Below are 13204 nucleotides of genomic sequence, written 5' to 3' on the forward strand. Positions count from 1 at the left end.
GAAAGCGCCCCTCCGACACACGACTCACAGCGCTGCACAGAACCAGGGGGATGAGCGCGTTGACTTCGCCGACCTCGGCACAAGGCCTGCCGGGCGGGATCGGTACCCGCCGTATCGGAATCGGACGAGCCCACGGCAAGATCATCCTGATAGGGGAGCACGCGGTCGTGTACGGCGCGGAGGCACTCGCCGTGCCGATCCCGCAATTGCCGGTGACGGCGATCGTCACGCGACTTCCCGGCGCCGACGACCGCACCGGTGAGGTCTCCTTCTCCGTGACCAGCTCCGTGTCGGGAACGGTGGCGCTGCAGGCAACCGACGGCCTGCAGCGCCTCGTGGAGGAGTTCAAGGAGCGGGTCGAGGTCACCGCCGAGGCACACATCGACGTGGTGGTCGACTGCGCCATTCCACTGGGCCGTGGCCTCGGCTCCAGCGCGGCGTGCGCACGATCGGTCGTCCTCGGTCTGGCCGACCTGTTCGACCACGAACTCGACGAGTCCGCGATCTTCGAACTGGTGCAGATCGCGGAGAGCATGGCCCATGGCAGGGCAAGCGGTGTGGATGCGCTCGCCACGGGTGCACCCGCACCCATCCGCTTCCGGGGGGGCACAGCCCGGGAACTACGCGTCGGCTTCGACGGTTTCCTCGTCATCGCGGACAGCGGTGCAGCAGGTGAGACGAAGGCGGCGGTGGAGCTCCTGCGGTCCGCGTTCATCCACGATCCCGGCGCGCAGGAGGACTTCGTGCGCCGGGCCACGGAACTGACCGGCTCGGCCGTGAGCGATCTCGCCGAGGGCCGGGCCGAAGACTTCGGAAGCAGCCTCACGGGATACCACGCGCTGCTCGGTTCGGCGGGCCTCAGCACGGAACGGATCGACGCTCTGGTCGACGCCGCGCTGGCGGCGGGCAGCCTCGGCGCCAAGATCAGCGGTGGCGGACTGGGCGGCTGCATGATCGCGCTCGCGGGTGGGCCTGCCCAGGCACGGCGGATCGAGACCCGGCTGCAGGACGCCGGCGCGACGCGTACCTGGATCGCGCCGCTCGGAAGGAACACCGACCATGCCCACTGAAGGACTCCGGACGAGCCCGTCCCGCCCGCGTACCCCGGAAGTCGCCGGAGCTGCGACGGCTGTCGCCCAGCCGAACATCGCCTTGATCAAGTACTGGGGAAAGCGCGACGAGCGACTCGTCATCCCGTGGACGAGCAGCCTGTCGATGACCCTGGACGTGTTCCCGACGACCACCACTGTCCGCCTCGCCCCGGCGGCGGACGCGGACCGAGTGACGCTGAACGGCAGGCATGCTGCCGGAGAGACGCTGCGGCGTGTCCTCGACTTTCTCGACCTGGTCCGCGAGCTGGCCGGGCGACGCGAGCGGGCGGTGGTCGACAGCCACAACACGGCCCCCACCGCAGCAGGCGTCGCCTCCTCGGCGAGTGGCTTCGCAGCTCTGGCCGTCGCGGCCTCAGCCGCATACGACCTCGGCCTCGACGCCACCGAGCTCTCCCGCCTCGCCAGGCGCGGTTCGGGTTCGGCCTCGCGGTCGGTCTTCGCCGGCTTCTCGCAGTGGCACGCGGGCGGGGAGGAGGACCCGGACGGCAGTTCCTACGCCGAGCCGGTGCCCGTCAGAGGCCTTGACCCCGCGCTGGTGATCGCACTGGTGGACGGCCGCCCGAAGGCTGTGTCCAGCCGCGAGGCCATGCGGCGGACCGTCGACACCTCGCCGTTCTACCGGCCCTGGGCCGCTTCGAGCGAGAGAGACCTGATCGAGATGCGCCTCGCACTGGGGCGTGGTGACCTGGACGCGGTGGGTGAGATCGCTGAGCGCAATGCGCTTGGCATGCACGCCACGATGCTGGCGGCCCGCCCCGCCGTGCGCTACCTGTCGCCCGGCACACTGACCCTGCTCGACCGGGTGCTCCAACTGCGACAGGGAGGCACACCCGCCTACGGCACCATGGACGCGGGCCCCAACGTCAAGGTCCTGTGCCACAGCGCGGACGCCGACCGGGTGGCTGCGGCGCTGCGCGACGCCCTCCCGAGCGGCTCGGTCGTAGTGGCCCGCAGCGGGCTCGGCGCCCGCCTGCTCTCCGCAGGCAGTTGATGTCTGCCGAGGGTACGGTGTCGCGGCAGGCACCGGGAAAGCTGTTCGTCTCCGGTGAGTACGCCGTCATCGAGCCTGGAACGCCTGCCATCGTCATGGCCGTTGACCGATACGTACGCGTCACCGTGTCCGAGCCGGCCGGGGCAGACATCGTGATCGTCTCCGATCTCCTGGACGGGGAGGCGCGCTTCCGGCTGCAGGCGGGCGGCGGGCTTGTGTGGTGCGGCCCGGGCGACGGTGAGCGCGCCCGAAGCGGTCTGGCCTGCGTCCTGTCGGTGATCGAGGTGATGCACACCCAGCTGGCCGAGCGTGGGTGGTCCGCATCCGGGGCGCACCTGTCGATCAGCAGTGAACTCCACGACCGAGGGACGAAGTTCGGTCTCGGTTCGAGCGGTGCCGTAACGGTGGCGACGGTCGACGCCCTGGCGGCGTACCACGGCCTGGACCTGTCGCCGGAAGACCGGTTCCGGCTCGCCCTCATCGCCACGGCGCGGCTCAATACCCGATCATCCTGCGCTGATCTCGCAGCCAGTACCTGGGGCGGATGGATCGCCTATCGGGCACCTGACCGGGCTGCCGTTCTCGCAATGGCGGCGCGCAGAGGTATCGACGAGACCTTACGCGCGGCATGGCCGGGCTTCGAAGTACGCCGGCTGCCACCACCCGCCCGGCTTGGCATCGAGATCGGCTGGACCGGCACCCCCGTCTCTACGGACTCGCTCGTCTCACGACTCGGCCGTCGTCATTGGCGGGGCAGCACCGCGCACAAGCGCTTCATGGCTCGTATGACCGACTGTGTGCACGCGTCGATCACAGCCCTCGAACAGGGGGACCGCGAGACCTTGCTGCACCGGATACGGGGTTCCCGCCGAGCACTCGCCGAGCTCGACGAAGCGGTGGGGCTGGGCATCTTCACGCCAAAGCTGACCGCGTTGTGCGAGGCCGCCGAGGCACTGGGAGGCGCGGCGAAACCGTCCGGGGCGGGAGGAGGCGACTGCGGAATCGCCCTGATGCCCGACGAAGTCGAAGCGCGGATAGGTGAGTTGCGAAACCGGTGGGCCACCGCAGGGGTGAGACACCTGCCACTGCTTCCTGCCGAGGAAAGTACAAGTGAAAGGAACGTACGCAATGATCGCTGAACGCAAGGACGATCACGTCCGGCTCACCGTCGAGCAACAGCGCAGGCACAGTGGGCAGAACGAGTTCGACGACGTCACGTTCGTCCATCACGCCCTGGCCGGTATCGACCGCTCCGATGTTCGCCTGGCCACGGGATTCGCCGGGTTCGAATGGCAGGCCCCTCTCTATATCAACGCGATGACCGGCGGCAGCGTCAACACAGGGGTGATCAACCGGGACTTGGCCATTGCCGCCCGCGAGACCGGCCTGGCCATCGCCACAGGCTCCATGAGCGCCTACTTCAAGGACGCGTCGTCAGCGGGAACCTTCAGTGTGATGCGTCGAGAGAACCCCGACGGCTTCATCATGGGGAACATCAACGCCAATGCGTCCGTCGACGAAGCGCGGCGAGCCGTTGATCTCCTTCAGGCCAACGCCCTTCAGATCCATTTGAACGTCATCCAGGAGACGGCAATGCCCGAGGGCGACCGCTCCTTCTCCGCCTGGGCGCCGCAGATCGAGCGAATCGTGGCCGGACTCGACGTTCCGGTGATCGTCAAGGAGGTCGGTTTCGGCCTGAGTCGCAGGACCATCGCCGCCCTGCGGGAGCTGGGTGTGCGCGTCGCCGACGTCGGCGGTCGCGGCGGTACGAACTTCGCCAAGGTGGAGAACGACCGTCGGGCGGTGTCCGACTTCGCCTATCTCAACGACTGGGGGCTGTCCACTCCCGCGTGTCTTCTCGACGCACAAGCCGCCGAAATCCCGGTACTCGCATCCGGGGGAGTTCGCAATCCGCTCGACGTCGCCCGCAGCCTGGCACTCGGAGCCGCCGCGGCCGGCGTCTCCGGCGGTTTTCTGCGCACCCTCCTGGACGGCGGTGTCGAGGCGCTGATCACCCAGATTTCCACCTGGCTCGACCACTTGACCGCCCTCATGACCGCACTGGGTGCGCGCACGCCGGCCGAGCTGGCCGAGTGCGACGTGTTGATCAAGGGCGAATTGCTCGCGTTCTGCGCCGAGCGGGGAATCGACACCCGGTCGCTCAACTCGCGATCGGAGCACCTGGAACTCACCCAGTCGACGACGGGAAACGCACGATGACCACTGTCACGGAAACGGCCGGAGTCCCGATGAGGTGGGTGGGGCCGATACGCGTCTCGGGGAACGTCACCACCACCGAGACACAGGTCCCGCTGGCCACCTACGAATCGCCACTGTGGCCGTCCGTCGGCCGTGGCGCCAAGATCTCCATGCTGACCGAACGTGGCATCGTCTGCACCCTCGTCGATGAGCGGATGACCCGATCGGTGCTCGTGGAGGCCGAGGATGCCCAGGCCGCGTACGCTGCCACGCAACAGCTCGACCTGCGGTTCGAGGACCTGCGCAAGGTCGTGCGCACCTGCAGCAGGTTCGCCGAACTGATCGCTGTGCGGCATGAGATAGCCGCCAATCTGCTGTTCATCCGCTTCGAGTTCAGCACCGGAGACGCCTCCGGGCACAACATGGCCACGCTCGCTGCAGACGCGCTGCTCACCCATATCCTGCAGACGATCCCCGGCATCTCCTACAGCTCGATCTCGGGCAACTACTGCACCGACAAGAAGGCCACCGCGATCAACGGCATCCTCGGTCGCGGCAAGAACGTGGTCGCCGAACTCCTGATTCCACGCGCACTGGTCGAGAGCAGGTTGCACACGACGGCTGAGAAGGTCGCCAAGCTGAACGTGCGCAAGAATCTGATCGGCACCCTGCTGGCCGGCGGGATCCGTTCGGCCAACGCGCACTTCGCCAACATGTTGCTCGGCTTCTACCTGGCGACCGGACAGGATGCGGCCAACATAGTCGAGGGCTCCCAGGGCGTGACGGTGGCCGAGGACCGGGATGGGGACCTCTACTTCTCCTGCACGCTTCCCAACCTGATCGTGGGCACAGTCGGCAACGGCAAGGGCATCCCCTTCGTCGAGGAGAATCTGGTGCGGCTCGGATGCCGGGAGGAGCGCGAGCCCGGTGAGAACGCGCGACGGCTCGCCGTCCTGTGCGCCGCTACCGTGCTGTGCGGTGAGCTCTCGCTGCTCGCGGCACAGACCAATCCCGGTGAACTCATGCGCGCCCACGTCCACCTGGAGCGCAGTAACTCGACGACGGCGGCCGAGGTGCAGGCATGAACAGAGACGGTGGGAACCCCACTATCGGAATCGACGATCTGTCGTTTGCCACAACGGAATTCGTCCTGCCGCACACGGAGCTGGCCGAGTACAACGGCACCCCGATCGGCAAGTACCACCTGGGCATCGGACAGCGCTCGATGAGCGTTCCCGCGGCGGATGAGGACATCGTGACGATGGCCGCGACCGCTGCCGCTCCGGTCGTCGCCCGGCACGGCGCCGACCGCATCAGGACGGTCGTGCTCGCGACGGAGTCGTCGATCGACCAGGCCAAATCGGCCGGGGTCTACGTCCATTCGCTGCTCGGACTGCCCACCTCCACGCGGGTGGTCGAACTCAAGCAAGCCTGTTACGGGGCCACGGCGGCACTGCAGTTCGCCATGGGCCTGGTGCACCGCAACCGCTCCGAACAGGTCCTTGTGATCGCGAGCGACGTGTCCAAATACGACCTGGACAGCCCGGGTGAGGCCACTCAGGGAGCGGCCGCGGTAGCCATGCTGGTCGGCGAAGACCCCTCGCTGGTGCGGATCGAGCCGACCTCGGGCCTGTTCACCAGTGACGTCATGGACTTCTGGCGGCCGAACTACCGGGACACGGCTCTTGTCGACGGTCAGGAGTCCATTTCCGCCTATCTACAGGCGGTCGAAGGGGTGTGGAAGGACTACGGCGACCAAGGAGGCCGCGCGCTGGATGAGTTCCACGCCTTCTGCTACCACCAGCCGTTCACCAAGATGGCCTACAAGGCGCACCGTCACCTGCTGAACCACTCCGGGTGTCAGCTCGACGACGAGGACATCGCCCGCGTGCTGGAGCCCACCACCCGCTACAACGCCGTGACCGGCAACAGCTACACCGCCTCGCTCTATATCGCCCTCGCCGCGCTGCTCGACGGCGAAGAGGATCTGACCGACCGGACCATCGGCTTCCTCAGCTACGGCTCCGGCAGCGTGGCGGAGTTGTTCGCCGGAAGTGTCGTGCCGGGGTACCGTGCCCACCTGCGCAGCGCGGCGCACCAGGAGGCGATCCAGCGCCGCCGGACGATTGACCTCGCCACCTATCGGGAACTGCACGGGCGGTCCCTTCCGACGGACGGCGGGGACCATCCCGTACCCCGTCAGACGAACGGCCCCTACCGGCTGGCCGCACTGTCCGGGCACAAGCGCATCTACGAGCGGCGCTGACGCGCCGCGAGTCGCGGAACGGCTTGCCCCGGAGCCGTCACTGCAGGGCAAGCCGTTCGTCACTTCGTCATGAGGCGCGACTGATTGTGCGCGTTGCGCGAGATGTGGCCCGCCTCTCGGCGATGAGGTGCAGTCGCGCCGCTGACGCCTGGACCTGGCGGTACAGCTCGGCCGGATTGAGGCGCGGATAGGTGTCGCCGAGGATCGCCTTGTCCTCCGGGGACACACAGCTGTGGCGTTCTGTGCGGCAATAAGGCGTCGCCGTCTCGTACCTCTTGCGCCAACTGCCGTCCTGTCCCTCGCCGGTCAGCGCACGTTGCTGTGGGTAGAAATAGTTCGTGAGCCGTGAGAGCGCGGCCCAGATCTCGTTGAGGAGCGCCTGCTCATCGGCGGAGTCGTAGCGGTACTCACCGGCAAGAGCGTGCAGCATCCTCCAGCTCTGCTGGCCGATGTGGTGACTGCCCAGGCCGGCCGGGCGGGCATGAGTGTAGGTCACCCGGTTCTGCCGGCACCAGCGGAGCAGCACCTCGTCGATCTCGGTTCCGTGACTTCCGCAATCGAGCCCGAGTACCGGGAAGGGCAGGTTCCTGACAATCTTGTTCAAGGCGAGGGGAAGCTGACCGATTTCCCTGATCGTGCGGTTCTCGGTCCAGCCGGTGGCGATGTCGGTGGCTGCCACGGTCAGCAGACAACGGCCGCTCACCGTGCCGCCGTCATGGTGGACGACTGCGATCTCGAAAAACCCGGGCCGACTGTGGTCCCACTCTGTCCAGGTGACGAGTGGGAGTTCACTGCGCAGCCTGGAACCGGGCCGCAGGTGCAGATCGGCACCGCAGGACCGCCGGAGCGGCGCAAGACGACGGCTGATCGTCGCTGCAGACATGGACATGAGCAGTTCGGCTGTCCGGTCGTCGATACGCAACTCGTTGTGGCGGCGCAGGACCGGAACCAGATCGCGAAGCATCGGTGCCAGACGCTTGGACGCCGGCCGGTCGAGGATGGTCCAGCACAGCTTCAGCGCGGCAACGACGTCGGCGTCGTACTTGACGCCCCTGCCCTGCGCCGGCTTGGCGAGCTTGAGACGCGCGGCGTTCAGGATCGCGTTGCGGGCATGGCTGCGGTGCCAGCCGGTCGCCGCGCACAGCTCGTCAAGGATGAGGGTTTTCTCCTGCTTTGCCGCCTGAATGTAGCGTGTGGCGTAACTGTTGGTGAGTGCCCTGCGCTCGGCCAGCGTCGCCGCGAACCCGACAGGCGATGAGGAGGACTCGGCCGGGGCCGCTGTGGTCCGCTCCGGCGGCATCGCGTGGCGCTCCTGCGCCGTATGCGGAAGAGGCGGTACGGCTGCCAGTTCTTGGGGCGGGTGGCCGGCCCGCTGTTCACAGGTGGAGTTGGCGCTTGCGCTGCCTGTTCGGATTCGTACCACGACTTCGGCTGAGCTCGTCACTGTGCCCCCGTAGGCTGCGGCCTCCGATCGAGGCCATCCAGCAGTACGTCGGATGAGCAAGTGCCCGGAACGACAACCATCCGCGGATTGCGGCCAGGTTGGCCAAAAACAGCTGATGACCGAATAGTTCCGGCCACACGGATGGGCCACGCGCGGGCCACACGCCTGTCGCCTAACCGGTGGCTGTCGCTCCACACGCGGACTTTGCGTGCGGCAACGCACAGATGGTTATGGGCCGGAGGCGCCACTACCCTGATTGTGAATGTCTTCACAATCTGCAAAACAGGGGAACCACCCGGTAAGGGATAGAATGCTGACCCGATTTGCCCATCTGGCGATCAACCGGCCAAAAGCAATCCTCATCAGCGCGCTCATCTTCGTCATTGCCTGCGGCGCGCTCGGCTCATCAGTGATGGACCATCTCAAGGCTGGTGGGTATACCGCGCCGGATGCCGAATCAACTCGCGCCATGAAGGTTCTCGATGATCACTTCAGTGGTGCTCAGCCGAATCTCGTCGTCGCCATCACCTCGGATGGCGGTGTAGACAGCAAGGCGGCTCGAAGCGCCGCTGCTGACGTCACAAAGTGGCTGAACTCGCGCAAGGATATTGTGAATCTGCAGTCCTACTGGACCGCAGGCCCGGAACTCGGACCGGCCTTGCGCAGCAAGGACGGCGGCACCGGACTGGTCACCGCCCGGATCGACGTAGGAGAGACCGACCTGCCGAAGGTCGGCGAGCAGATCCAGGACGGCCTTCCCCGGTCGGACAATGCGACGGTCAAGGTCGGCGGCTACGGCACGCTGATGGGCGAGCTCAACAAGACAGTCTCCAAGGACGCCGCCGTCGGTGAGGGGGTGGCCTTCCCCATCTCGCTCATCGTGCTGATGGTCGTCTTCGGCAGCCTCGTCGCGGCCGGCCTGCCGCTGCTCATCGGCGCGGTCTCCATCATGGCGACCCTCGCGATCCTGCGTCTGGTGACGACGTTTGCGGACGTGTCCATCTACGCCCTGAACATGACGACCGTGCTTGGGCTCGCGCTCGGCATCGACTACAGCCTCCTGCTCGTCAGCCGATACCGGGAGGAACTCCGCGACGGCCGCGACATCGAGGACGCGGTGGTACGTACCGTCCAGACGGCAGGGCGCACCGTGGTGTTCTCGGCGATGACCGTCGCCCTGGCACTTGCGGCGCTGATCGTCTTCCCGATGTTCTTCCTCAAGTCCTTCGCCTATGTGGGGGTCGCCGTCGTGCTGGCCGCCGCGCTGGCGGCGGTGCTGGTGCTTCCCGCCGCGCTGATCCTGCTCGGGCGGCGCATCGACAAGCTCGACATCCGTATACCGATGCGCCGTTGGTTCAAGCTGGGCCCGCCCCGTGTGGTCGCACCGCAGCAGACCTTCTGGTATCGCATGGTTCACGCCGTCACCCGCAGGGCCGTTCCGGTATCGCTGCTGACCACACTCGGCCTGGCCGCCGTCGCCCTGCCCTTCCTTTCGGCGCAATGGGGTTACCCCGACGACCGGGTGATCACCAAGTCCGCCTCGGAGAGCCGGCAGGTCGGCGATCTGGTGCGCAAGGAGTTCACGCAGGACCCGGCCGCCTCGGTCACGATCGTGCTGCCCGGATTCAAGGGCAGTGACGCGGAGTTGGCCGCGTACGCGAGCGAACTGTCCAAGGTCGGCGGTGCTTCCAATGTGCTCAGCTCGAGCGGCGCTTTCGTCGACGGCTCGCGGGTCGGACCGGCGGACAAGCAACTCGCCAACGACGGGGGAGCCGTGCTGCGCGTGAGCACCGGGCTGGACCCGTACTCGGACCGGGCCGACAAGATGCTGAACCATCTGCGCGACGTGAAGAGTCCCGGTCACGTGCTGTTCGCGGGTGCCACCGCCGAGAACCAGGACGTCCTCGACGCACTGTCAGAACCGATGCCGTATGCCATCGCACTGATGGCGCTCACCATGTTCGTACTGCTGTTCCTCTTCACCGGCAGCGTTGTACTGCCGATCAAGGCACTGCTGATGAACACGCTGTCGCTCGGTGCGGCGTTCGGCATGACGGTTTGGGTGTTCCAGGAGGGGCACCTGTCCGGTGTTCTGGACTTCACCGCGACCGGGTACCTCATCCCGACCATTCCCGTGTTGATGTTCTGCCTCGCGTTCGGCCTGTCCATGGACTACGAGGTCTTTCTGCTCTCCCGGATGCGTGAGGAGTGGCTGGCATCGGGGCAGACCGCCGAGGACAACACCCACGCGGTGGCGATGGGTGTCTCGAGGACCGGACGCATCGTCACCACGGCGGCTCTCATCATGGCCATCGTGCTGACTGGTATGGGCATTTCGAACGTGTCGTTCATGCAGCTCTTCGGTCTGGGACTCGCCCTGACCGTGCTCGTGGACGCCGTCATCGTCCGATGCCTCCTCGTTCCGGCGATGATGCGGCTCATGGGCAGGTTCAACTGGTGGGCGCCCGCCCCCCTCAAGCGTCTGCACGACCGTGTCGGTCTCACCGAGGAGGCACCCGAGGCCACCCTGGTTGGCAGCACCACCTCCTCCTGAGGCCGTTGCGGCACCCGGATTTCGATTGCGGTCGCATCGGCCGGGACCGGAAACAGGCAGGGCCCCGAGGCGTCACCCCCGGACGCTTCGGGGCCCGCCTGCGTCTCCACTCGAAGTCGCAGACCGCCAAGTCGGGGCCATCTCGCGGTGATTCGCCCTGCTCGCACCGGGTGTGCCCGCCAGGCCGGCGTCGACTCCCGTACCGCATCAGTCCCGTCGACAGTCGGCGGGAGAACGCTGTAGCGTGCAACGTGGCCGGCCGGTGATTACGTTTGCAGGCGGCCGGCGGAGCGAGAACGAGGGGGTATGGGCGGTGGCAGAGTACTTGGTGCTCATCTACGAGGATGAGACACGCACTGCCGCGATGTCGCCGGCGGCCAGCGCGGCTCTCATCGGCCGCTTCCAGGAATTCATGGCGCGAAACGAGTCAAGCGTGCAGCGCGGCCAGCGACTGTGGCCGAGCCCTTCGGCCCGTTCCGTCCGCCGCGAAGCCGACGGTGGAGTGAGTGTCACCGACGGCGCCTTCATCGAGTCCAAGGAGGTCGTCGCGGGCTACTTCCTCATCGAGGCCGAGGACTTGGACGCGGCAATCGAAGTCGCCGAACAGATTCCGGTAATGCACGGCGGTGTCGAGGTACGCGAGATTCGCCCCACGCCCGACGCCGGGTCACCGAAGCACCGATGAGCACAACCGTCGCAGCCGCTGTCGCCGAAGCACACCGCCGGCAATGGGGTTTCCTGCTCGCCGCCACCGTACGCCTCACCCACGATCTCGACTTGGCCGAGGAGTGCGTGCAGGAGGCTTACACCCAGGCACTGACACAGTGGGAGGCGCACGGTATTCCGGACCGGCCCGAAGCGTGGCTGACCGTCACCGCCCGGCGTCGCGCAATGGACGTAATCCGCCGCCATGGCACCCTCCGCCGCAAGCTCCCGCTGCTCGCAGAGGAGGAGACGGCGCCGGCTGCCGACCAGGCGATCGCCGATCAGGACATTCCCGATGACCGGCTGCGGCTCATCTTCACCTGCTGCAATCCGCTGCTCGATGTCGAGACGCGCGTCGGCCTCACCTTGCGTCTGGTGTGCGGACTTTCGATAGCCGAGGTGGCCCGCGCCTTGCTGGTGTCGGTTCCGACCATGTCGGCGCGTCTCACCCGGGGCAAGAAGAAGATCAAGGCGGCTCGCATTCCGTATCGGGAACCGCCTCCCGAGGAACTGCCCGGCCGCGTGGATGCCGTGCTCGACGTGGTCCATCTGGTCTTCAGTACCGGGCACACGGCGCCGTCCGGCGATCAGCTTCAGCGCCATGACCTGGTCGGCCGTGCCACACATCTGGCCCGCATGTTGCACCAGTTGCTACCGGGTGAGCCGGGTCCGGCGGGTCTGCTCGCGCTCATCCTGCTCACCGATGCGCGCAGGCACAGTCGTACCGGACCGGATGGTTCGCTCGTCCCTCTCTCCGAGCAGGACCGCACACTCTGGGACGCCTCCCAGATCCGGGAGGGGCTGCGGCTTGTCTCCTTTGCCATGAGGCACCGACCGCCGACCCGGTACCCGCTGATGGCGGCGATCGCGGCCGTGCACGCCCAAGCCACCGACTGGGAGGCGACCGACTGGAGCGCAGTCGTCGGACTTTATGACGCCCTCCTGCGCATATGGCCCTCACCGGTGGTGTTGCTGAACCGGGCCATCGCGATCGGCCAGGCCCACGGTCCGTCCGCCGGTCTCGAGGCACTCGATGAGCTGGCGGACGATCCCAAACTGGCCGGATACCACTACTTCGCGGCTGCTCGCGCCGACTTCCTGCGCCGCCTGGAGCGCATCGACGAGGCCCTGGACTCGTACGCCGAAGCAATTTCGATGACGGACAACGAGGTCGAGAGGGAGTTCCTTGAGGCGCGCTTGAAGGAGCTCAGAACTGAAGTTCCACCGTTGATCTGGACAGCCTGATACTGGGACTGATGGGTCTCTCATTTGCGTGAGCGATGGGTGAGCGGACGGTGTGGCACGAGCCGTCACGAGGCAGAGGTCTCCGGTTCGAATCCCGAAGGCGGCTCCACTGAAACCCCAGGTCAGATTGTTTCTGACCTGGGGTTTTCTCATTCAGCGGAACCACCGACGGGCCCGTCCGTCAGGGGGATCAGTCCTCGTTGGAGTCGAGGACGCGGCCCTTGAGCTTGATCGGGTTGGCGGCGCCCACCTTGAGCTGGCCGTCGGTGTAGCGGCCCGGCGTCGCGCCGTCCGTGGCGGTGACCTGGGCCGCGTAGCCGAGGGCCTCCTGGTTGCTGGCCAGGTACGGGTTGTGGGTGAAGGTCAGCGTGCGGCCCCCGTCGCCGAGGGTGCCCTGGGTGGTCTTCATGTTGCCCTTGGCCTGGAGCGTGTTGACGTCGTGGTAGGCCCATGAGAGCCAGCTGGTGAACACGAAGCCCGTGGGCGCCTTCAGGCTGAAGGTGATGTCGCCGGGGTTCACCGGGTCCGGAACGGTGCTGAGGATGCCGAAGCTGAGGTGAGCCGGAACGCCGCCCGGGGCGTCCTCGACGATGCCCTGCTGGAGGATGTAGAGCTTGTTCTCGGAACCCGGATCTACCGGGGCCTGGGTCTGGGTGGCCATGGGTTTCCCTTCTGCGAATGGGTGGTT

11 protein-coding genes are annotated in these 13204 nt (G+C 66.9%); 9 read left to right on the forward strand and 2 right to left on the reverse strand.

The genetic code is table 11. The annotated features are described in order from the left end of the window. Window positions 1-50: 50 nt before the first annotated feature. Genes mvk through ACWD3E_RS12785 form a run of 6 tightly spaced genes read left to right on the forward strand, consistent with a single transcriptional unit; the run spans window position 51 to window position 6568 of the window. Window positions 51-1070, forward strand: coding sequence for a mevalonate kinase (mvk, locus tag ACWD3E_RS12760; protein WP_451387543.1), 1020 nt, complete (start codon window positions 51-53; stop codon window positions 1068-1070). Beyond that, window positions 1060-2103, forward strand: a complete 1044-nt coding sequence (gene mvaD, locus ACWD3E_RS12765) for a diphosphomevalonate decarboxylase (RefSeq protein WP_451387544.1) — start codon at window positions 1060-1062, stop codon at window positions 2101-2103. The genes mvk and mvaD overlap by 11 nt, the downstream gene beginning before the upstream one ends. After that, window positions 2103-3242, forward strand: coding sequence for a phosphomevalonate kinase (locus tag ACWD3E_RS12770; RefSeq protein ID WP_451387669.1), 1140 nt, complete (start codon window positions 2103-2105; stop codon window positions 3240-3242). The genes mvaD and ACWD3E_RS12770 overlap by 1 nt, the downstream gene beginning before the upstream one ends. Next, a complete protein-coding gene (fni, locus tag ACWD3E_RS12775; protein ID WP_451387545.1) occupies window positions 3232-4323 on the forward strand; it encodes a type 2 isopentenyl-diphosphate Delta-isomerase in 1092 nt (363 codons plus the stop codon). Before ACWD3E_RS12770 ends, fni begins: the two co-directional genes overlap by 11 nt. After that, complete coding sequence (locus ACWD3E_RS12780) at window positions 4320-5387, forward strand: hydroxymethylglutaryl-CoA reductase (protein ID WP_451387546.1); 1068 nt, start codon at window positions 4320-4322, stop codon at window positions 5385-5387. The genes fni and ACWD3E_RS12780 overlap by 4 nt, the downstream gene beginning before the upstream one ends. After that, a complete protein-coding gene (locus ACWD3E_RS12785; protein ID WP_451387547.1) occupies window positions 5384-6568 on the forward strand; it encodes a hydroxymethylglutaryl-CoA synthase in 1185 nt (394 codons plus the stop codon). The genes ACWD3E_RS12780 and ACWD3E_RS12785 overlap by 4 nt, the downstream gene beginning before the upstream one ends. A 67-nt stretch (window positions 6569-6635) precedes the next feature. Here the strand turns inward: ACWD3E_RS12785 and ACWD3E_RS12790 are convergent, their stop codons facing one another. Continuing rightward, entirely contained in the window at window positions 6636-7868 is a 1233-nt protein-coding gene (locus tag ACWD3E_RS12790) for a hypothetical protein (protein WP_451387548.1), read from the reverse strand. Between the two features lie 454 nt (window positions 7869-8322). On the opposite strand from ACWD3E_RS12790, the gene ACWD3E_RS12795 reads away from it, so the two are divergent. The 3 genes from ACWD3E_RS12795 (at window position 8323) to ACWD3E_RS12805 (ending at window position 12516) form a co-directional block, all read left to right on the forward strand. Beyond that, on the forward strand, window positions 8323-10566 hold the full coding sequence (locus tag ACWD3E_RS12795) for an MMPL family transporter (protein ID WP_451387549.1): 2244 nt from the start codon (window positions 8323-8325) through the stop codon (window positions 10564-10566). Window positions 10567-10879: 313 nt separating this feature from the next. Further along, window positions 10880-11251 (forward strand): YciI family protein, encoded by a 372-nt coding sequence (locus tag ACWD3E_RS12800; protein ID WP_451353649.1) that lies wholly within the window; start codon window positions 10880-10882, stop codon window positions 11249-11251. Next, the gene (locus ACWD3E_RS12805) at window positions 11248-12516 is read left to right on the forward strand and encodes an RNA polymerase sigma factor (protein ID WP_451387550.1); all 1269 of its coding nucleotides are present in this window, start codon (window positions 11248-11250) and stop codon (window positions 12514-12516) included. Before ACWD3E_RS12800 ends, ACWD3E_RS12805 begins: the two co-directional genes overlap by 4 nt. A 190-nt stretch (window positions 12517-12706) precedes the next feature. Here the strand turns inward: ACWD3E_RS12805 and ACWD3E_RS12810 are convergent, their stop codons facing one another. Beyond that, window positions 12707-13177 carry a hypothetical protein gene (locus ACWD3E_RS12810; RefSeq protein ID WP_451387551.1) on the reverse strand — a complete coding sequence of 157 codons (471 nt, stop codon included), beginning with the start codon at window positions 13175-13177 and terminating at the stop codon, window positions 12707-12709. Window positions 13178-13204 lie beyond the last annotated feature (27 nt).

The organism is Streptomyces sp. NPDC002676, assembly GCF_053592455.1.